Origin of the sequence: Photobacterium proteolyticum, from assembly GCF_001939735.1 — a bacterium.
GTDB lineage: Bacteria > Pseudomonadota > Gammaproteobacteria > Enterobacterales > Vibrionaceae > Photobacterium > Photobacterium proteolyticum.
In genome coordinates this window covers 58129-80182 of record NZ_MJIL01000099.1, presented here as the reverse complement: position 1 = coordinate 80182, position 22054 = coordinate 58129, and the positions used below count along the sequence as shown (strand labels likewise).

At 44.8% G+C, this 22054-nt stretch carries 14 protein-coding genes and 1 pseudogene; 5 read left to right on the top strand and 10 right to left on the bottom strand.

The window, feature by feature from the left end; translation table 11 throughout:
* The first annotated feature begins 27 nt into the window (after nucleotides 1-27).
* The 4 genes from BIT28_RS26570 (at nucleotide 28) to BIT28_RS26555 (ending at nucleotide 6578) form a co-directional block, all read left to right on the top strand.
* A complete protein-coding gene (locus tag BIT28_RS26570) occupies nucleotides 28-1224 on the top strand; it encodes a paraquat-inducible protein A (RefSeq protein WP_075767976.1) in 1197 nt (398 codons plus the stop codon).
* Nucleotides 1205-3832, top strand: coding sequence for an MlaD family protein (locus BIT28_RS26565; protein WP_075767975.1), 2628 nt, complete (start codon nucleotides 1205-1207; stop codon nucleotides 3830-3832). Before BIT28_RS26570 ends, BIT28_RS26565 begins: the two co-directional genes overlap by 20 nt.
* A 177-nt stretch (nucleotides 3833-4009) precedes the next feature.
* Entirely contained in the window at nucleotides 4010-5440 is a 1431-nt protein-coding gene (gene rsmF, locus BIT28_RS26560; RefSeq protein WP_075767974.1) for a 16S rRNA (cytosine(1407)-C(5))-methyltransferase RsmF, read from the top strand.
* Nucleotides 5441-5984: 544 nt separating this feature from the next.
* Nucleotides 5985-6578, top strand: a complete 594-nt coding sequence (locus BIT28_RS26555) for an FMN-dependent NADH-azoreductase (RefSeq protein WP_075767973.1) — start codon at nucleotides 5985-5987, stop codon at nucleotides 6576-6578.
* Nucleotides 6579-6699: 121 nt separating this feature from the next.
* Here the strand turns inward: BIT28_RS26555 and BIT28_RS26550 are convergent, their stop codons facing one another.
* Nucleotides 6700-7959, bottom strand: coding sequence for a MipA/OmpV family protein (locus BIT28_RS26550; RefSeq protein ID WP_245823923.1), 1260 nt, complete (start codon nucleotides 7957-7959; stop codon nucleotides 6700-6702).
* Nucleotides 7960-8741: 782 nt separating this feature from the next.
* Between BIT28_RS26550 and BIT28_RS26545 the strand changes: the two genes are divergently transcribed.
* Entirely contained in the window at nucleotides 8742-11606 is a 2865-nt protein-coding gene (locus tag BIT28_RS26545) for a C25 family cysteine peptidase (protein WP_075767971.1), read from the top strand.
* Between the two features lie 218 nt (nucleotides 11607-11824).
* Here BIT28_RS26545 and BIT28_RS26540 read toward each other — a convergent pair whose 3' ends face one another.
* From BIT28_RS26540 to tssI, 9 genes and pseudogenes are all read right to left on the bottom strand, one after another.
* Nucleotides 11825-12481 (bottom strand): hypothetical protein, encoded by a 657-nt coding sequence (locus BIT28_RS26540; protein ID WP_139310523.1) that lies wholly within the window; start codon nucleotides 12479-12481, stop codon nucleotides 11825-11827.
* Nucleotides 12482-12909: 428 nt separating this feature from the next.
* The gene (locus BIT28_RS26535; RefSeq protein WP_075767969.1) at nucleotides 12910-13254 is read right to left on the bottom strand and encodes a carboxymuconolactone decarboxylase family protein; all 345 of its coding nucleotides are present in this window, start codon (nucleotides 13252-13254) and stop codon (nucleotides 12910-12912) included.
* 110 nt (nucleotides 13255-13364) lie between these two features.
* Nucleotides 13365-13520, bottom strand: coding sequence for an RHS domain-containing protein (locus BIT28_RS30440; RefSeq protein ID WP_425439658.1), 156 nt, complete (start codon nucleotides 13518-13520; stop codon nucleotides 13365-13367).
* 94 nt (nucleotides 13521-13614) lie between these two features.
* Nucleotides 13615-13786, bottom strand: a pseudogene (locus BIT28_RS30105) (transposase); the annotation flags it as partial.
* A 229-nt stretch (nucleotides 13787-14015) separates the two neighbouring features.
* Entirely contained in the window at nucleotides 14016-14411 is a 396-nt protein-coding gene (locus tag BIT28_RS26520; RefSeq protein ID WP_075767967.1) for a hypothetical protein, read from the bottom strand.
* Between the two features lie 2 nt (nucleotides 14412-14413).
* Nucleotides 14414-18793, bottom strand: coding sequence for an RHS repeat-associated core domain-containing protein (locus BIT28_RS26515; protein WP_075767966.1), 4380 nt, complete (start codon nucleotides 18791-18793; stop codon nucleotides 14414-14416).
* A gap of 19 nt (nucleotides 18794-18812) precedes the next feature.
* The gene (locus tag BIT28_RS26510) at nucleotides 18813-19688 is read right to left on the bottom strand and encodes a hypothetical protein (protein WP_075767965.1); all 876 of its coding nucleotides are present in this window, start codon (nucleotides 19686-19688) and stop codon (nucleotides 18813-18815) included.
* A 72-nt stretch (nucleotides 19689-19760) separates the two neighbouring features.
* Nucleotides 19761-20048 (bottom strand): PAAR domain-containing protein, encoded by a 288-nt coding sequence (locus tag BIT28_RS26505; RefSeq protein ID WP_075767964.1) that lies wholly within the window; start codon nucleotides 20046-20048, stop codon nucleotides 19761-19763.
* Nucleotides 20049-20138: 90 nt separating this feature from the next.
* Nucleotides 20139-22049, bottom strand: a complete 1911-nt coding sequence (gene tssI, locus BIT28_RS26500; protein ID WP_075767963.1) for a type VI secretion system tip protein TssI/VgrG — start codon at nucleotides 22047-22049, stop codon at nucleotides 20139-20141.
* Nucleotides 22050-22054: the final 5 nt, after the last annotated feature.

Here is a 22054-nt window from a genome sequence, read left to right as displayed (position 1 = left end):
TTGATCTATTTAAAGGATTAAACAACCATGTCAATGGCAAGACTCTGCCCCGGTTGCGACTTACCTGTTATGCCTCAGGTCGCCCTTCAGGGACAAAGTGCCTATTGCCCTCGCTGCAATACACGCCTTTATCGTGGTGGGCATTTTCACTTTACTGGTGAGCTGGCCATTGCCCTGACATGTTTAATCCTTTTCATTCCGGCGCATGTGTTCCCGTTAATTACCATCCGCCTCTTTGGGGTGATGATCCCTGCATCACTGCCCTCCGGGACAATCACGCTCGCCTCTAATTTTCCGGCTGTTGCCGTACTCATTCTGTTCTGCAGTACCATAGCACCACTGTTGGTCTGCTTATCGGTACTCGGCGCGCAAGCCGGATTAAAGTTCAGACGCTTCAAGCTCTTTCGCACCTCGGTGTGGATTATCGAACACCTAAAATACTGGGCGATGTTTGATGTCTTTCTGGTCAGCCTGGCAATATCCTGTTTCAAGGTACAAGACTATGCAGATATTTACGTCGGCCCTGGGCTGTACTCACTGATCTTGTTACAGATCCTGATGTCGCTGCTAATCACCCGCATCAGTGTCAACCGTTACTGGGAAGCCTGGCAGCCAGAGACAGAGCACAAACCGAATGAGCTAAAGGCCCATTGCCATACTTGTCACCTTACCCAGGCTCATACAGATACCTGCGTTCGTTGTGCGTCGCCTCTGTATCTCCGCATGCCTCATTCAATTCAAAAAACGTGGGCACTGCTAATTGCCGCGACGGTTTTCATTTTCCCTGCAAACCTTTTTCCAATATCTATTTTTCTGAATAACGGCAAACGGGTTGAAGACACGATTTTTTCTGGCGTAGCCTCCCTGGTAAAAACAGATATGACGGGCATCGCCATCATTATCTTTATTGCCAGTATCGTTGTGCCAGTCGCCAAGATTCTGGGGTTGGCCTATTTGCTATTGGCCATCCAATTCAAACAAAAAATTAACCACCTTCACCGTATGAAACTCTATCGAGTCGTGCAGTGGATAGGAAAATGGTCGATGATGGATCTGTTTGTGATCTCCCTTATGGTAGCCTTAATCGACCGCGACCAACTTCTTGATTTTACACCCGGTCCGGGAGCAATAGCCTTCGGGGTTGTGGTGGTTCTCACTATGCTTGCAGCAGAAAGCTTAGATTCTCGCCTGATATGGGACAACTATGAACAACGGACAAAATAATCAACAACCGGAACCGGTTAATATCAAGCGCGACCGAGGAATATCTCCGTTATGGATCCTCCCGCTACTTGCGCTTGTCCTTGCTGGCTGGCTCGTCTTTAAAGCTGTCAATGAAGCCGGACAACGGATTAAAATCCACTTCAATGATGCTGCAGGCCTAACTGCGGGGCGCACGACTATCCGTTATCAGGGCCTGGAAGTTGGTATCGTTCGTGATGTAAGCCTTTCAGACGACCTTCAAAGCATATATGCCGAAGCCGACATCTACCCTGAAGCGGTTCAGGTTCTGAAAGAAGGGACTCGTTTCTGGCTGGTAAAGCCTAAAGCGTCAATCACCGGCATCTCCGGTCTCGATGCCTTGGTATCGGGCAACTACATTGCCCTGCAGCCTGGAGAAGGTAAAGCGGCCTATGAATTCTCCGCCCTCGACAACCAACCGTCTGACACTCCTCTTGGACAAGGGCTTAAAATACAGTTACGGGCACCAAACCTTGGCTCCGTCAGTATTGGCTCTCAGGTGTTGTATAAAAAGATCCCGGTAGGTGAGGTCTATAACTACACGCTCAGTAATAACAGAAAACGAGTACTGATCGACATTCTGATCAAGCCTCAGTTTGCCGAGCTGGTCACCAACAAAAGCCGCTTCTGGAATGTAAGTGGTATGAGCGCCAATGTCGGCTTCAACGGTATTGATGTACAGTTTGAAAGCCTGTCAGCCATGATTGGCGGTGCGATTGCCTTTGACTCTCCCGATGAGGGTATAGCCATTGAGCCCAACCACCTGTTCCGCCTTTATCCTGATTTGAATACCGCAGGCCGAGGCATCGCTATCACCATCGATCTGCCTGACGGTAATGATATTAGCACCACAGGAGCGCCGATCATCTACAGAGGTTTGGAAATAGGACAGATCTCTGCGCTGCGATTAGATGAGCAAAGACAAAAGATTGTTGCTCACGCTGCTATAGAACCGAGTATGAGCGATTTGCTGACGACGGGTTCTCGGATGCTGCTTGAAGAAGCTGAAGTATCTCTTACTGGTGTGAAAAATATCGGTAACCTGATCCGGGGTAACTACCTCACCTTGATCCCGGGCGAAGGCGAAAAAGCTCGCCAGTTTAAGGCCATTACCCAGGATGAACTTCAGGAACAGCAGCCTGGCGTTGCCAACTTCTCTCTGTACGCCGACAGCAGTCATGGTATCGAGCGCGGCACAAAACTTAAGCACCGTGGCATAGAGGTCGGCCGAGTGAAGAAAGTGCAGCTTGAAGGCAAGCGTGTTCGCTTCGATGTTATCGTTATGCCTGAGCACACAGCCTTAGTTCGCTCTGCCAGTCGCTTCTACCTTGATGGTGGGATTCAGGCCAGCCTTAGCTCCAAAGGCCTGGATGTAAATGTACCGCCTGCCGATCAACTGATCAGCCAAAATATCAGCTTCACCAGTGCTGGTAGTACCAAGATCCAAAAAAGCTACCCGCTGTATAAGAGTCAGCAACTTGCCAAATTGGCTGCCGAAAGCCTGCACGGCACTGCGAAACTAACCTTGTTTGCTGATGAGCTTCCGCCAGTTTCAGAAGGCAGCCCTATCCTTTACCGAAACCTGCAAGTTGGTGAAGTGAAAAGCTATGCCCTGTCGCGTGACGGCGTCACTATTTCTATCGCCATTGACAACAAGTATCGCCACCTGATCAAAGCTGATACTGTTTTCTGGAACCGCTCAGGCGTTGAAGTTGAAGCCGGCCTAGACGGTGTAAATATCAAAGCAGATCCAATCAGCACCTTGATAAAAGGCGGCATTGCCTTTGACGAACTTGCAGGTGTATCAAACAAAGCAGGTAAACGATATAAGCTCTACCCTAGCCTCAAAGATGCCAAAGGCTTTGGCCTGCTTATCACGATGACCGCTGACAATGCTAAAGCCATCTCCGTCAATTCAGATATCCGCTATCAGGGCGTCAATGTCGGCAAGGTTATCGAGACGACCCCCGATTTTACAGCGGGCAATGTTAAGATCACTGCTCGCCTCTTCCCCAAATATGCGGAACTGCTTGCCAAGTCCAACAGTTATTTCTGGGTCGTTACGCCAAAAATCAGCCTGACCGGAGCCAAGAACCTAGACACATTATTAAGCAGCTATATCGCCGTGGCACCTGGCGATGGCCATTACTCCCAAACCTTCGAGCTGGGAACAGCTGAAATCGCCAAATCAGGCTTAACGGTTATTCTGGAGAGTGAAGAGCGAGGCTCGATTAACGAAGGAACTCCGCTTCTTTATCGCGACATCCAAGTCGGCCAGGTTGTAAAGGTCTCGTTAGGTGAGCTGGCTGATCGTGTCATTCTGAAAGCCCAAGTTGAAGAAGAGTATAGCCACCTTGTTCGCACCGACACCGTGTTCTGGAATGTCTCCGGCCTTGATGTCACGATCGGACTAACAGGTGCATCCGTGCAATCCGGTACAGTCGACAGCTTGATACGCGGCGGTATTGCTTTTGCCACTCCAGAAAAGCAACCGCTGTCATCAATAGCCAAGCCAGAAACCCACTTCTTGTTGAACAAACAAGCCAAGCCAGAATGGAAAACATGGCGAACCGCAATACCGCGCCATTAGCGAGATTGCATTTCGCAAATAAAGCATGTTAGTTAAAAAGGAGCCCATCGCGCTCCTTTTTTGTCGTTAATTGGCGGTTAAACAAAGACTCAGACTAACCCACTCGTTGCAATCATCGATTATTTATAGGCTTTGTTATAGAATCTCGGCCCATTGCTAGTTAAACGAGATACTCCCTTGCATCCTAATATCCACATCCCTGAAGCCTTCATTGAGCAAATTCGTCAGATCATGCCAGAACACCTGAATCTGGATGAGTTTATTGCCTTTTGTAAAACGCCACTACGCCGAAGCATCCGGGTAAATACGCTTAAAATCAGTGTGGAAGACTTTCTGGCCCGCGTCGCTGATAAAGACTGGACGCTGACACCAGTTCCTTGGTGCGAGACAGGTTTCTGGATAGAGCGAGAAGATGAAGAGACAGTATCCCTAGGCAACACTGCAGAGCATATGGCCGGGTTGTTCTACATTCAGGAAGCCAGCTCCATGATGCCTGTCACCGCACTGCTAAAAGACAACGACGGGCTTGATTGTGTATTGGACATGGCTTCGGCACCAGGCTCGAAAACAACCCAGATAGCCTGCGCAATGAATAACAAAGGTGCATTGGTTGCCAACGAGCTCGCCGCTAGCCGTATCAAGGTGCTTCACTCCAACCTGCAACGTTGCGGTGTGTACAACGCATCCCTTACCCATTTTGACGGCTGCGTATTTGGTGGCTGGGCACCTGAGTCTTTTGATTCTATCCTGCTTGATGCCCCATGCTCAGGCGAGGGCGCGATTCGTAAAGACGATGACGCAATGGAAAACTGGAGCCTTGAGTCAGTAGAAGAAATTGCAGCAGTACAACGCAACCTTATTGTCAGCGGCTTCCAGGCACTAAAGCCTGGTGGTGTGATGGTCTATTCAACCTGCACCCTGAATTTAAGTGAAAACCAACAGGTCTGCCATTATCTAAAAGATACCTTCGGCGATGCCGTACAATTTGAACCGTTAGATACGCTCTTTGAGGGAGCAGACAAAGCGCTGACGGAGGACGGTTTCCTCCACGTTTACCCTCAAATTTTCGACAGCGAAGGTTTCTTTGTAGCCCGGATCCGAAAACTGGATTCCGTCGAATCGCCAAAAGTCAAAAAGCGCATGGGCAAATTCCCGTTTAGCCTTGCCAAGAGCCAAGACCAGCAAGCTATTGCAAAAACGATCAAAGCTGATCTTGATATCACCTTGCCTGAGGACAGCGAGGTATGGCTTCGAGATAAAGAAGTGTGGTTATTCCCGGCTAAACTGCGCAACCTGCTTGGTGAGATTCGTTTCCAACGCATTGGCATTAAGCTCGCTGAACAGCACAAAAAAGGGTACCGCTGGCAGCATGAAGCCATTATGTCACTGGCCACAGGTGATGAAACGGTCGCCATTGCCCTGACTTCCGAACAAGCGAAAGAATGGTTTATGGGAAGAGATATTCGACCTGAAGACCTATCTGGTAAAGGTGAAGTCATCGTCACATATCGCGACTACCCTATCGGTATTGGCAAATGGGTCGGTAACCGAATCAAGAACGGCCTACCACGCGAATTAGTCCGCGACAACAATTTATTTGATATCTAACTGGTATTACGCTGCAAGCGATAAAACATCACTTTCAGCACAATATAAATGACATCAATAATATATGGCAGCAGTGTCAGAGGCGAATGACATTCTCAGTGCTTAAACTGGCAAATTGTACTGCTTGAACTACCATTGATAGTGTAATTGATCTCCATTTACTAACCAGTTAGCGCAAGGCTCTCACGAGCCATTCCCCTAAGCCCGAGACAGGAGTCGTTTCGGGCTATTTTTTGCCTTCAAATTGCAATTTTACCGTCAAACCACATTACCAGGCAAACATGTACAGCATTTTGAACGCTATGCTCAGTATGTTGTACAATTTTTTCCAACACCGTCTGCCCCCCCTCAAAAAAAGCACACAGTAACTCGATACAATAAGTCGCCATAAAAACCATAAAGCATTGAAAGTATTTGATAATTATTTATACCGGACTGCCATTCAAGTTTTTCGAACAACTTGGACGACTTTTTCCGCTATCTTCATCATCTCCCTGCCAATATAGTGAGTCTCAAGCCAACACAAAGCGCAAAGGAAATTACCATGTCAAACGTACTTGTTTTGAAATCAAGCATTCTAGGCGATTATTCTCAGTCAAACGCATTAATTGATCACTTAATCGCATCGTGGGAAACAAAAACTAGCTCTGTTATCGAACGTGATCTAGCAGCGAATCCCCTGCCTGTTCTTGATGGTGAAATTGCTGGCGGCCTTCGCGGTGGCGATAACCTGACAGCTCGTCAGCAAGAAACACTAGCTCTCTCTGACCAGTTGATTGAGGAAGTAAAAGCAAGTGATACGCTAGTTATCGCTGCGCCAATGTATAACTTCACTATTCCAACACAGCTTAAAAACTGGTTTGATTTGATTGCACGTGCCGGTGTGACGTTCTCTTACACAGAAGAAGGTCCAGTAGGCTTATTAACTGACAAAAAAGTTATTGTTGTTACCACACGTGGTGGTATCCACAAAGACGGAGCAACCGATCTGATGGTTCCGTACCTTAAGACGATTCTCGGTTTTGTTGGCCTTACAGATGTTGAGTTTGTTTACGGCGAAGCCCTTGCGATGGGTGACGAATTTGCAACTAAAGCAATCACTGACGCTAAATCTGAACTAGAGCAATTAACAGCCTAATTAGGTGCGTTCCTGAATTTCCACTGTTTTACGACAGGCCACTTCATGGCCTGTCTTTTTTTTCGGTAGAAACGCGATGTCTCATTCTTTCCCCATAGTGAAACAACAATCTCAACACCAATCAAAGATCGAACTGCAGGTAAATTGTATTGTAATTACTGCCGCCTTTGATCCGTCCAAACTGCGAAGCGCTTTCAAAAATGGCTGAACGATGATGCAGACTGTAACCTAACCACACCCCATCTAATGGCTTATGGTTAAATAAATCACCTAAATTCACATCAAAAGAGAAGTCTAGATAGTTCAGCAAGTTACTTGGCTCATAACCTTTTCTATCCATCTCGCTTTGTTCTATATACGTAATATTGTCAACGTAAGACAACCCTTCCGCAACGCCAAAGCGCCACTCTACAGGCCACTCAACGGTATAATAGGCTTTGACTGCGACAACATACTCTTGAGTTGAGCTTTGAACATCAGAGCTCCAATGCCAGACAAACCCCGGGGTAAGGTAAATATCGAGCGGGAGGCCAAACAGCTCATCAGTTAACGGATGTCCGTAGAAGAGTGATGTTAACTTGTTATCGAACTCATCTTTTACCCGGTTACCAGAAAAGATTTCGCCGATATTAGAAGGCGTCGCCCACCCATGCGCCACTCGTAAGTAGGGCGAGTTACTTAAAGATGACTTTCTGGGCTTGTTAGCATCATTAAAGAATCCAAAGCCCAAGTAAAGCTCACCCTGCCAATCTGAATTCACGATTCCTGAATCACGAATGTTGTCATCAAAGTAAGTGGCATGAGCACCACCCAGAAGATACAGATTCGAGGTGACATGGTAACTTCCGGAAGCACCAAGTTTCAAATCCGCACCGGCATTAATAGACTCCAGCGTCAGACCATAATAATAACTGTTATAGTCGGACTCTTTCCAAAGTAACGATGCCTCTGGCCTAAAACGCCAGTCACCATAGCTGTATATACCACCAACAGACGCCTGAGAGCTGATCCTACCATCGGGATCCGTTAACAGCTCCAATTCGCTATAGAGGTTGTCATCAAACTGATACTTAAGCTGAAGCCCGATATCCCCTGTGTCACCACCAATCTGATTCTGAAACGAAGACGGTATATCAATAAAATGCATGCGGACTAATGCATTCACCTCCCACTCATCCTGGCGAAACAGGTTCACCCCTCCCTCAGTACCGCTAAGAAAGAAGCGATCACCGCGGTAGAACATCATCGGCACAAAAGTCGATACCGTTGAGTCTTCAACAACCTGTTCGGTCGCATAGGGGATTGAAGCGTTACGCACAACCGCGGCTATGCCCCACGTTTGCTCTCCATCCCGCTTTACCCTTAAATCATCAACTGAGATAAATCCATTAGATTTGCTTTCCCTGACAACGTCTCTCTGCGCGTCTTCGCCCTCTGCCAAGGTACCGGCAAAAGCAATCACCGGAATACAACAGATAAGCCCCACCCAATACTTCAACAAACCCTTTCCCCATTATATTTATCATTTTAATCTTAATAATTTAGCGTACTTATTCGTATGAAGTACAATTTTTTAATTGTAACTCAAGTGCTTCACCTCTCCTCACATCAGTTAAAGGTAGCAGAAACATGGGTACGACTGGAGTAAGTTCCTATAAAAGTGTCACCATACGAACAACTGATAAAACCATAAACAAATATTTCTGCGAGTAATGTCAAATTTGTATTACAAACCAATCTAACACTCGCATTTTTTTGCGGCGCAATTTTAAATTCATGGTATATATAAACCAACAATGAAATCTAAACATTTAATTAAACCACCAATTAAAGGCAATCCAATAAATAACAAACCAATCAACAACAAACAATAGTAATCTCAATACGCAACGGGTGGATAATTTATAAGAATATTTATTCACATCATTAATCTCTATCCATGCAACTGGAGATATAAGTGTGTAAATAAAAGTAATTGCTAATCACCTCAAGGTGTTTTATCTGTTACTTGTCAAACCTGGCAAATTCAAATCAGCACAAACTTATACAAGTAAATAAAGATAATATAGTCAATAACAGACGTAAGAATTTTAACTACTTAACCAACTGCATTATTCGCAGCGCTTTTACCTATCCAAAACACAACTCATACAGGAGAATAAAATGAAACTGAATAAAACGAGGCTCCTCATAACCCTCGCGCTATTTTCACATTCCGCAATTGCCGTTGAACACGTTGATGCTTCTCTTTTCAATGAGCGAGTCATCACCTTTGAACAACCCATTGATGTTGCTTCTGCTATTGAATCTGAACAACCAAGCAAATACTTTTCGCTAATGACACTTGATAGCAAAAGAGCAATATTTGAGGCCAAGCTAACATCACTGACAATGGCTAAAGTAAAGATGGCTGATGGCAATATCTATGATCGCATCATATTGCCTGATGGCGGTAGTCCTGCCGAACCGGGAAAACCGAATTTAACTGGGTATCGGCAATTAATCCGTATTCCTGATGGCGCCCAGCTCAATATCGTTGTAGACAATATCGAGTGGTCTGAAACATATACAGATACCATCGTCGACCCTGTTCAATTACCTTTCCCTGATGTTGTCGAAATGGATGGGACTCGTCCTGATCAAAACATGCCTTTCGTGAAAGATGAAGCAGCTTATGGACTAATCACAGATAGCAAAACACAACCAGTGGATGTAGTCGAAACAGTCCGTGTACGTGGCAAGAGTTACGCTGTTATTTCTTATCGACCGATTGAGTTTAGCCCTGTAGAAAAAACTGTCCGCTTCGCGAAAAAAGTCCGCTTTCATGTCAACTACACGCTTCCCGAAAGTAACGGGTCTAAAACTAAGCGTAGTGACAATCTAGGATTTGATGCTCCAGCAGACTCGGTTATTGATATTCGAACCAAAGCAGACCAAGCAACGGATCCGGCTTTCGACTCAAGTCAAACCGAATCTGATTCTACGCTAACGCCAGCCCAAAAAGCAGATTACTTAATAATAACCGCAGACCGATTCAAAGACGCAATAGCACCTCTAGCTGCATGGAAGCGCCAAAAAGGCTACAACGTCCACGTTGCGACGATCACAGAGACAGGTAATACGCAGGAGCAAATAAAGAACTACATAACCAATGCTTACACCACTGGGACAATGACATCTTACGTCTTGTTTGTTGGCGATCACGAAGATATTCCAGGCTGGGAAATTGTTGGTCACGGCTACCACGGCAAAAACCATAAATGGCATACTGACTTCGAATATACGTTAGTTGATGGTGATGATAAGTATCCTGACTTGGTTATGGGTCGCTTCCCTGGCGATACTGAAGCCCAAATAACCAGTATGGTCGCTCGTACCTTAAGCTACGAAAAAACGCCGGTCGATTCGGACCGCTACAATGACATCTTGCTTGCCGGGCAATATCAGGATAACGATGGTAACAGAGTTGCTGATAGGATGTTCATGGAAGATCTTCACCGAGTCGCTGACTTCCTGGGCCCTGACTATAACTTCTTTGGTGGACCTGGCGACCTGTTTAATAAAGGCTATCAAATCCATACAGCCCTGCAGTGGGACGCCGATTTATCTAAAGAATTGAAATATGGTGGCTGGGATTACGGTAGCGCCAGAGTCACTCCCCCAAGCCCGGTCCCGCAGGCTTGGAAAAACCAAGGCAATGGTAACCATGTTCAAATATCCGATGCCATTAACCAAGGTGTTGGCCTCGTTCTGCACCGAGATCATGGATATGGCAACGGCTCCGGCTGGGCAGACCCACACTATACCGCTACCGAAGTCAGTGCACTGGCCAATGGTAACATGTCACCGGTGGTATTCAGCCTGAACTGTGCAACTGGCTGGTTTGACGGCAAAGATTCATTTGCAGAATCCTGGATGCGCAACCCCAATGGCGGTGCCATTGGCTTTACAGGTGCAGCACGGGTTAGCTACTCGGGTTATAACGACTTGATGCATGCTGCGATTATGGATAGCTTCTGGGATGATTACGACGGCAACTGGTCCAGTAATATTTACCCTGTATCCTGGCGCCCGGCGATGGCAATGAACCGTGCTAAGCACCGTCTGTTTAACCATTACGGAACCAGTGGTACAGCACTTTCAACGGCTCGTTTCTTTAGTTGGTTTGGGGATCCTGAGCTAGAGTTGCGTACCCAACGCCCTCAGGCATTAACCGTCACCTATCCTGATAGCCTTTCTAGTGGAAGCAACGCGTCATTCGATGTAGTTGTCCAAAACGGAGACAATAGGCTAAAAGGTGCACGGGTAGCGCTAGTATCAACGTCAGGTGAATCCCATGTAATGACAACCGACGAAAATGGTATTGCACACTTCGAGATAACATCCAGCGAGCCAATGACTCTTACTGTAACAGAGCATAATGCACCAGCTTACGAAGGGAAAATAGCTATTGGCGGTAACAGTATTGTTGCCAAAGTCAGTGACACTCAAACTGCGCCTGCTCGCCAGTGGGTTACGTTAGATGGGACCAAATCTATCGTCGCAGAAGGCACGAATGTTCACTACCAATGGACACAGGTTCAAGGGCCCCAGGTACGGATAGATTATGCCGACAATAACTATGCCTACGCGATCACGCCAGATTACAGCACCACTCTCAAGTTTAAGCTGACAATTACTGATGAAGCTGGAAACAGTGATTCAGCTATTCAGACCGTTATTGTAAAAGCCGGAAATGAAGATAGGAACAAAGCACCTATTGCAAGTGTCGCTAAAGAGCAGGTTGCCTCTTTCTCTCAATGGGCAGCCCTTGATGGAACAAAGTCATCAGATCCGGATGGTTCTATTGCCAAATATCAATGGAGCCAAATTGCAGGTCCTGAAGTCAAAATGGCCTATCCCTCGAGCAGCTATGCGTACGCATTGACGCCTGAGGTAAATACCACACTCAAGTTCAAGTTAACCGTCACTGACGACAAAGGAAAAACATCATCGTCAACCCATACCATTATTGTGAATGGCCAATAGTGAAAACCAAAGATGAATGGCCAAAAGTAAATGAAACAAGGCAGTAATTTAATATCGATATAAATCATATCGTTATATTGAATTTTGTTGATATAAATAAAACAGGGAGGCAAATTATAGCCTCCCTGAGTTAATTTCACTACTAAATAAATCTCATCTCGCGTGTGGAAATCAATATTTCGTTAAGTAGATATCAGATAACTTATAAAATATTGATATCAAACCACGTTACTTTCCTCTTGCAATAACTTTGCAGTTTTTTCTTTAAACAAAGCCATGGAACCTTCGAACTCTGGCATTATAGTAAAGGTTCTAGTACTTGGCTGATACCGCCCGATCTGACGTTGTGCCGGACGAAAAGTAAAAATAATATCGTCTTGCTCTTTACTAATGCCAAACTCATCATCCCGATACTGCTGTTGATTACCACTGAAACAGCCTTCAAAATACTGCAGTAACTCATGTGCTTGCGGTGATTTAAAATTCTTGTCACCGATCGTAGCGGCATTGGTATCCGATACCAATACGCGATAACTATGCTCGCTGTATTTCATGATCTCAAACAACTTACGGCGCTGTGGTTGAGTTGGCTTTGTTGCGACATGCACACGCCCCCGGGCTTCATAGCGAATAATACCTGTCGCCGTCATTAAGTTAACAATTGTTATCTCATCACAGGCACCATGCATTTCTTTAGGTAGTAATTCCGCAACTGCCCGATGATACTGACGATTACTCAAATCAGAACGATTCAAATTGAGTAAACTGCCATCACGTAGAATATATCCCCCATCCTTTTTAATATTTGTTACCCCAAAATGTGCTACCAATTTGTCTAATAGCACGTCATTAAATTGTTGTTCTTGTTGAATCATACCACTCATCTATTTACAAACTACGTAATGCCTCAGATGCTCTTATCATTCACCAGAGCTATTTTTAATTCAGTGCGTAAACTCTCATTATGCAAATAAGGTATATTATGCAATGACTTAGCAACAACTCACCAAAAGAATACTCTTTGCTAAAGGGGATGGGCAGCGCATTATTTTACTCAAAGCCCTAGACGTTAGTTAAAGCTGATCTATACTGAATATTGGAAAGCGTATCTTTCTGCCAATAGGTCTTTTGAGATGAGGGGAAAGAGTAGCAACCATGTAAGTTTCTGGGCTTGTAGCATGGTCAACGAGAGAGAAGCAGAACCCTGTAATAGCTAACTCTCGACGCGCTTTTCATACTCTTTTCAGATATGCACCTGAAACCCGCTAATGCAGCGGGTTTTTTGTTGTCTCTTGTTTTCGAACTACACTTCCCAGTCAGGATCGGTCGACTGAAAAGTCTCAATTTTCTCATCCGCCCAGCTCAGCGCTGCCATCACACAAGGAAAGCCAAGTGTACTTGTTAGCAGGATGAGCGTATGACGTATTTCTTCGGCACTTGCACCCGCTTCTAGTGCCCGCTTAGTATGGCTGTGAACCGCACCTTCAGAGCGAATAGCCGCTGCCGCCGCGAGTTGAATCAACTGCGCTGATTTCTCATCCAGTGGCCCTTCCTGCTTCGTTGCCTTACCAAGCGCCTCTAGTGCATTGAGTAGATCCGGATGACGCTTTTTGATTTTAAGATATTGATTGGAAGGGTTACCTGCCATGAGCCTATCCTCGCATAATGAAGTTAATCATTAGTATAGACAGTGTTCTTTCAGCTGCTCTAAAGACTCTACTACTCACCATATCTACCACTACAACCATCCTTTTGCTTTTAGATACTTATCTGGAATCGCAGCGGGTTACGGATAGTTTCAATCACTGGAGAGGCCAAACCGTCAATACTGTATTCCGCCTGCCAGGCGGTTTCACCTCTACTGTCGGTGAGCTTGATCGGGGTGCCGAGATGATCAAGATGGTAGTAGTAGATTTGCCCTGCTTGATCAGGGCGACGGGCCTGAAACTGGTTTAAGCCATTGAAGCGACGCTGTTGTTCGTTGCCTTGTAGGCTATGGTTTTTGGTCGGTTGCCAAAGCAGTATCAGTATACGGAACCCACGACCACGTTACCGTGATGTTCGGTGCATCTCCAAGAGCCGATAGCAGAGTCATCAACCCAGTAGGTAATTGAACCACGTTGTTCCAACGCTTCGTTACACTGCTTCCAGTTTGTGATTTGGTTCTTCAACTTTCCCAGCGCCGTGATTTTATAACCTAACAATGATGAAATTTCATTTGGTTTAACAGGATTCGAAAAACTAACCAACTCAGAAATCGGCTTTAATTCATTTGCCGGAATAATAAATCTATGATTATCAAAATGTATAGGTAGAATTGATGTTTCAACATCACTACCATCGAAAACTTTTTCCATCTAACGTAAGAATATTCATCTATAGATTTATTACTACCAACTCCGTTTGGAACTACATTTTAATCAGTCCCTTCACGATCTCATCAAAATTTTGTCTCAGTTTAATCTCAATTTCACAAAGCTGTTCTTCATCGCTCTTCGGCGAGTCAGGAACAGCAGCTAGCAACTCCTCTATCGACGAGTCCTTTCCTTCAGACAACAATGAACTCAAGAATAACCATTTACCACTATCCAAATCTATATTGACAGCTCCAATAGTACCGACTAAACAATTGACTTCGCCATCCCTCTGAGAACGATAAAAGCTTAACTTACATTGCGGAGAGCTATAAAAAATCATAGATTTGTTACCTTCATTAAAATCTATAGATTCTTCATATTTAAAGCCCTTAGCAGAAAAAAATTCCGCCAAGATTAATTGTACTTTTCTCTGAAAGTTACTAGCCATTATTAGTCAACCTTAATCCAAGAATTACCATCTCTAACATAACCAAAATCCTTAGCATTTGTTTCGAGAAACTTAATTTCCATTGCCGTGAAGCTATTGGGTCTATTAATCAACACTTCTCTGATAGTTTCACCATAAAGGTCAATTCGACCAACACCGCGCTCTAGTTGTCCTTGAAGAAATTGCTCATTGACAGACCAAGCTTTTGCACGTCCTTCGGCCTCACTCAACCCATCAGTAAGTTTGGAAAAGAAGCTAGAGTCAGTCTCATACCATACACCACCATTGGTTTTTGCCTCTCCAATATAACCTCCATTTTCAGCCCATCTTCCTAGAACCAAGCGGTTCAAATTCTGATTAACGTGGGTTGACATTTCGGCTATTTGTCGAGCAAACTGATTAGCTTCAGTACCTGTAGTATTTCGTAATCCACTAATCGCATCGTCCAATGAGATCTTGTTTGGAACATCTGCAACTTCTAGGCTATCAGGTTTTCCTTGACTGAGCCAATCTTCAAATGTGCCATCACCTCCATTTGCGAGCCAGGTGCGGTAATTAATATCGTCTTGAATATTCTCTGCAAACCACGTTTCACCGCTAGGTGCTACAGCCTTGAACAGCAATTCGCTGCTGTATTTACTGTAAGTCGTTCCATCAGAAGCCTGATATTGCTCAAACACTCCGCCTGCTGAAGGGCTATACAACAAAGCAGGTATTGCAGCTGCAATTCGACTCAATGCCGGAACTAGTTCAGCAAGTAATGATCTCTCAACAGTGTATAACGCATCATTGGCTGCTGCTTGTGTAGTCAGTTTTACAACATTATTACTTAGTACATTTAATGTAGGCTTGTAAGGTACTGCTCTTGCTACAGCGACTACTGCTGCCCCCTCCTTACAACTCAACCCCAGTGGATCTGTCCACAGCACAGGGTTGGGGGCGTATTGATACGGGTTAATGCCGCCGAGTAGCCCTATTGGGTCTTGATGGATAAACCGCCCTATTTCAGGGTCGTAGTAACGGAAGCGATTGTAGTGAAGGCCACTCTCTTCGTCGAAGTATTGACCCTGGAATCGCAGCGGGTTACTGATAGTTTCAATCACTGGAGAGGCCAAACCGTCAATACTGTATTCCGCCTGCCAAGCGGTTTCACCGCTGCTGTCGGTCAGTTTGAGCGGGGTGCCAAGGTGATCAAGATGGTAATAATAGACTTCCCCTTGCTTAATAAGGGCAACAGGCCTGAAACTGTTTGGCTCATACACGTACCAGGTATATTGCCCGTTACAGTGCTCGCCGATGATCTGGTCGCCATCCCATAAAAAATCAACACGCTGGCTTTCGGTGATTTTTGCACTTCGACGACCTAAGGCGTCGTAATGATACTGAGTATATTTACCGCCTTTTTTCAGACTCGTTAACTGGTTTAAGCCATTGAAGCGGCGCTGTTCATTTCCTTGCGTGGCATGGCGTTTTATTTGGTTGCCAAAGCGGTCATAACTATAGTGGGTGTCTTGCCATTGCAATAGCTTGTCACGGCTGACGTGGCTCTCTTTGTTGCCCTGTTGGCTACTGGTGTCATTTTGATGAGTCTGTGGGTTACCAAAGCTATCGAAGGTGAATAGCTTTTCTGGTTGATGAGATAATTGACTGCCGCTAAGTTGATCGAGTTGATCAAACTGATAATGGCTATCACCCTGCTCGCTATCTTGTATGCCAACAAGCTGATCCACCTGATTGAATTGATATTGCCGACGGTGCTCGTCACTAGCATATTTCCAACACTGCTGGTTCAAACGCCCTAGCACATCAAAGGACTGCGAAAGCGTTACGCCGTTACTTTGCTCACGGTAAACTTCTCTTGCACTGCTATCGAATTTACACTGGAACAATTGTTGTTGATCCCAGTCTATACCTGTAAGGAGGCCTTTTTCGTTATAACGATAATGTATTCGATGATTATCTGGTAACCGGGTAGTAATACGATTTCCGTTAGCATCGTATTCATGCAAGATAATCCAGTTATCCTGGCATATCTTTGCTGGCTGGCCACTAAGATGATAATGGATACTCAGTCTACGCTGGGCATTATTTGCATAATTTAAACGCCCGATATTGTCATATTGGAAATGGTTAGACTCGGATACCCCCAAAGCAGTAAAACGTTGATCAACCACTCGGCCGCATTTATCGCGCTTGAGCTGTACTAATCGCTCGCCTTGTTCTGCTAGGCTAATTAATCGCCCCTGCCCGTCATACTGATATTCCTGAGTACGGCCATCAAAACCAATTGTCTTCTGTATCTGCTCTTCACTGTCGTACTCAAGACAGTAAGAAACACCATCACTACGCTCTATGGCTGTCAGATTACGTTCTTTATCATATTGAAACTTAAGCCAACTGCCATCAGGACGAATATACTGAACAGGTTGAGCAAGGCCTTGATAAACAAGGGTATATGTTCTGTCTAATGCGGCAGTGAATGATGTAGGACGACCGGCCCAGTCGTAATCAATTGAGAGGCAGCGATGTTGCTCTGGGTTCGTTTGCGGGTATTCAGCAACTTCGATTATATTTCCCGAACGATCCCGCTTGAACTGTGTCACCCAACCATCGGTATTGATAATACCGTTAATTTCGCCTAGTTCATCATAGCTGTAACGGGTTATTGCCTCACCGTCTTGATATGCAGCCAACAGCCCATGTTCATCCCACCAATACCGTTGGCTATGTCCGTTCGAGTGCTCAATGCAAATCACTCTTCCGTAACGATCATAATGAAATTGCTTGGTGCCACTTGCAGGATCATATTGGCTTAACAATCGACCAAAGCTGTTGAAATCATTGCGCCATTCACGACCTTCTGCATCGACTATACGGCTAACTAACCCCATTCGATTGTAGTCATAACGTGTTATGCTACCGTCTGGAGATTGTCTCTCACGTAGCTGGCCATAATGATTATAAAAAAATCGCGTTGCTTCACCGCCAGGTGCAATTTCCGCAATTTTTCTTGAGCGGGAGTCATAACAATATCGCCAAACATGCCCTTTCGGAGACACCTTCCGAATCAACTTTCCCTGAGTGTTATGCTCGTATCGCCATTGATTGCCCTGGCTATCGGTGCTCACTGCCGTATGCTTATCAAGATCATACTCAAAACTATACCGATAATTATCTTCGTCACCCCACTGAGCAATGCATCTGGCTAATGAGCCTGCTCCCTGCCATTTAAAGTAATGACTAAAGCCTGATGGACGAATTCTACGGGTCAGTAAGTGGCCTGAATACTGATAGTTCTCAACCTGCTGTTGACGGTTACTTGCTTCGCATAAATCCCCTTCAGCACTATAGTGATAATGTGCCAGGACATAAGGCGTCCCCCCGGCATTAGCCTGAACCTCAATCAGATTTCCCCCGGCATCATATCGTAATTCAAGTGCCTGACAGTTATTAGCAACTATTCGTATTAATCGCCCTGCGCTGGAGTAGCTAAAACGATATTGAAGGGTTTCATTTTCTCGCAACCTTTCAAGCAACCAACGCCGATGCTGATAGACAAAACGCAACTGTCGGCCATCATTTAGCACGAGCTGATAATAACCATGAGGATCATGATACAGCGTAGCCCCTGCGGTTAATTGATAACTCACAGCTCCTTTATCTACATCATCGAACACCAATACCGAGCCCTGGCTATCGATAAAGCGCCACTGCTCACTATCTCCTTCCGCCGACTGATACTTGGTTAACTCGTAATGGAAGTTGCTTCGCCATCCATAACCTAATCCGACATTGTCCGAACAAAGACTGGAACGATATAACCGTTGCCATTGAATAGGCGAACTTCCTGACAGAGAAATGTCCGTTAAATGCAGAATTTCTTCACCGGTGGCCATCGATACGGGATCGCCACAATACTCCATCTCATCAGGTGTGACCGGCACTTTGCTATCTCGAACAGTGTCTTTCCCCGCAGAGGAATTATCCTTTTTACCCCCTTGTGTCCCTACCTGCTTTGTTGTCTTAGCCGCAATTTCAAGCAACGACGGTTGATGCATAACAACGGGGTCAATAGCCGGAATTTCAAATACTGTTAGCTCCCCTTCAAATAAAGCCTTCGCGACTCTTTCCTGCGCTTTAACGAATGCATTATGGTTACCGGATCTAGCTTGGACTTCAGCCTGAAAATCAAGCATCCCCAGTACAGCCAATAAATCGCCGCCCTGCCTTGGCCTTAGGCGAGCAAATTTATCAACATGTAGCCGGGCTAACTGAAGCGTTTCGAATTGAGACGATATTTGACTAGAATTATTAGTTGCAACAGTAAATATATATGCTTTGCCATCATTGGCTTTAAGCTGTAACTGCTTAATTTCGTCCATGTCATCCTACAATGATTTACTATTGATGCCAGGTATACGATGCAGCCCCTAAATACTGACTTTCTGATATTTCTAGCTGCAAAGTACTGTGCAAATACTCACCGCACTCATAACGTCGGTATAGATGCAATAGGTTATAAAGGCCGCTACATGCACCTAATTCGCCCGTTGTGACTCCAGTCATTACAATCTGAGTTCGGGATCCCACGAATGGGTGAAGCAGGTAATAAGCGGTTGTCCACTTCTCAACTAATTCAGCGCTTCCAGTATTTGGGGCATAAAATTGCTGAATACCCTTACTGTGCTCAGTGCTGTAACATCTAAATAAGGACTCAATGTTGGCCTCGGTTATTTCTCTATCTCGTGTTTCACTTGCAAACCAATTTCGTGTGAGTCCAATTTCTGATAAACGAATCTTGACCAAAAGAACACTTTCAGCAGCAATACCACTATTTAGCTGAATATGATGCTGTTGCGGCTGACCAACAACACCAGAACTAAGGCGCGGATCGCTATCTACAGCTAAGACCCAAATATAAGGGTGTCGCTTCTCACATAATAAATATTCAAGATGACGCCAGGCTAATAACATCGCAGAGCAACCATATGGAAATAAATAACATTCGGTGTGAGTCGTTAAGGCCGGTATGACTTTACAAAGCGTTGAGAATAATTGGTAGTACCACTCTTCGTCATTGCCTTTGTGATCGGATAAAAGCAAAAACACTGGCGCAGCGCACCAATCAAATTCACGATCCAATAAGCTTGCTTGTAATACTGCCGCCTGACGTTTGAAATGATCATCTTCAGATAAAGGCAAAATCGGTAATGACAATATACTGTTATATTTATCTATCACCTCAAGCTGCGGTTGAAGACGCAACGACGGATCCATGGCTAACACCCGTTGATGGTCGGTATATTTTCCTATCCGGAGACACTGCGGCTCGATCTCAATTGGCATTGTTCACCCAATCGTAACCGTAGGATTACCAACAACTATTTTTCCACCATGATCAGTTGGATCCCCCATTCTAGCCGCAGGTTTACCATTGATTGATACTGACGATGATCCCACTTTGATACTGTCTGGCGGACCGATGCACACTAACATATCTCCCTTTCTAGCCGCTGGAAGACCGCCAATAAACACATTCCCCGAACCTGCTGCGACCGGACCGCCAACATGCGGGACTTTTCCTGTTGTCTTAGGACACATATGAAAACAACTCACTGTGGCGGCTGGTTTTCCCATCTTCTATTTACAACAAGGTTAATATCACCTTGCTGACTCCCTATTAAGTTCTTAACCCATTACCGGATAACCAATTTTCTGTTCAAGTCTCTAATTTAATGCGATAGAGCCCGCTTTTAGCGCAATAGTGCTTCCATTGACCTTTATGCTGGATCCCTTTATATCAATCGCACCACTACTGGACAGTGTCAGTGAAGCACCACCTGCTTTAAGTACTATTTTCTTTCCTGCATTTATAACCAATTCTTTAGCTATATCAGCATTAAGATAATTATCGACTTTCAGTGTGTAGTCATTCGTTATGGTTTGATTGCAGTTATTTTCGACAAGAAGCTGGTAATCATTTTTAATGGTTTGCTGGCTATTATTTTCGACTACAAATTGATGGTCGTTATTCACCGTGTGCCGGCAATCATTTTCAATCAGCAACTGATAGTCGTTTTCAACCATTAAATGGTGATCTTTCTCTGCATGGATAGCGAGCAGTTCATTGCCTTTATCGTCATCAAAACGAATCTCGTTGAAATTGTCCTCTGCGGCTTCCTTTGTCGAACGTGTTTTTACGCCACTTTGTGTTTTCTTTCCCGGCAACTCATACGGCGGCATTTGATCGCCGTTATACACGGCGCCGCTAATAATAGGCTGATCAGGATCACCATCCAGAAATTCGACCAGCACTTCCTGGCCAACCCGAGGAAAGAAGAATGCGCCCCATCGATTGCCAGCCCAGTTTTGAGCAACACGGATCCAGCAAGAACTCGTGCTATCAGCAACACCCTCTCGATCCCAATGAAACAGCACTTTTACCCGGCCGTACTTGTCGATGTGTATTTCATCACCTTCATCCCCTGTCACACAGGCCGTCTGGGCACCATATATTCGAGGTTTCGGCGTGAGCTGCTGTGGCCTGTAGAGTGTTTCTTTCGGTACACATGAAAACTGGTTTCGAATGGTTTGATAGGCACTTTTGCTTGCACCTGTTTGGCTTGTGATCGCGACTTCCATATTTAGTTGGGTGATCAGAAAGCCCTTGCCTTCAAATCGCTTATCTTCATGAGATTTAAAGGTAAAGTACTGACCTGCACTGAAACTGCGACAGTTGCTTGCTGCCGAGCACTGCTCGGTATCGCGCTGAAAGGATTCCAGAGAAACATTGGCAACATCTTGAGCTCGACTATTAAACTCAGAGCCAGCCTGATATTCAAACACCTCTAAAGCAGACTGTTGTACAACTAAACTTGAATTAACATGCTCTCCCGAAGGCTTTGATGCGGGCGTTATAAAATCATACCCTTTCTTAACACTGCTACCCGGCGCAACTTCCAATGCACCTGACCATGAATGAACATGTGCCTCAGACAGACTTCCTGTTGTAAATGCAACCAATGATTCCGTGCATTCTTGGTACGCTGTTACATCATCTGCCAATACAACATAATGGTTACTTTCATCATGCCTAAAGAAATAAAATATACCTTCTTGCTCAACCAAGCGATTTACAAATTGCAGATCAGTTTCATGATATTGAACTTTATAATCATAGATTGGGTATGATTTTTTTAGTTCACTTTGTATTTTTACCTCATGCTCCGATAATACTTGCTTAATGATATCTTCAACATTGAGTTTTTGATAAATACGACAGTTTGTTCGCTGTGATAAAAATGAGAGTGACGGACTAATCGATAGTATATAGTCTTGGTATTTATCTCCATCAGCAATTGCAGACATTCGGCTTCCAACCGAACGTACTGATGTCACAACCCCATTAAAGAAACGCTTGGAAACAACTACGTCATTGTTATAAAGCAAGGTAATAGTAGCAGGCTTACCAATCAGTTCTTTTGAACTTATCAATTGCCCATTTGTAAAAGCATGGGCTTGTATAGAAAAAAGCGAAGATATTCCCTCTTGTATTTCTATTTGAGTAAGATGTAATACATCTTTTCCCAAAGGCGTATCTATTCTGATAATATTATTATCTTGAGTTGCTTTTTTCATTATTG

Bases quoted from the DNA above. Each gene is read 5' to 3' on its own strand.
- BIT28_RS26570 (WP_075767976.1), top strand. From the start codon at position 28: ATGTCAATGGCAAGACTCTGCCCCGGTTGCGACTTACCTGTTATGCCT.
- BIT28_RS26565 (WP_075767975.1), top strand. From the start codon at position 1,205: ATGAACAACGGACAAAATAATCAACAACCGGAACCGGTTAATATCAAG.
- BIT28_RS26555 (WP_075767973.1), top strand. From the start codon at position 5,985: ATGTCAAACGTACTTGTTTTGAAATCAAGCATTCTAGGCGATTATTCT.
- BIT28_RS26545 (WP_075767971.1), top strand. From the start codon at position 8,742: ATGAAACTGAATAAAACGAGGCTCCTCATAACCCTCGCGCTATTTTCA.
- BIT28_RS26540 (WP_139310523.1), bottom strand. From the start codon at position 12,481: ATGATTCAACAAGAACAACAATTTAATGACGTGCTATTAGACAAATTG.
- BIT28_RS26535 (WP_075767969.1), bottom strand. From the start codon at position 13,254: ATGGCAGGTAACCCTTCCAATCAATATCTTAAAATCAAAAAGCGTCAT.
- BIT28_RS26520 (WP_075767967.1), bottom strand. From the start codon at position 14,411: ATGGCTAGTAACTTTCAGAGAAAAGTACAATTAATCTTGGCGGAATTT.
- BIT28_RS26515 (WP_075767966.1), bottom strand. From the start codon at position 18,793: ATGGACGAAATTAAGCAGTTACAGCTTAAAGCCAATGATGGCAAAGCA.
- BIT28_RS26510 (WP_075767965.1), bottom strand. From the start codon at position 19,688: ATGGATCCGTCGTTGCGTCTTCAACCGCAGCTTGAGGTGATAGATAAA.
- BIT28_RS26505 (WP_075767964.1), bottom strand. From the start codon at position 20,048: ATGGGAAAACCAGCCGCCACAGTGAGTTGTTTTCATATGTGTCCTAAG.
- tssI (WP_075767963.1), bottom strand. From the start codon at position 22,049: ATGAAAAAAGCAACTCAAGATAATAATATTATCAGAATAGATACGCCT.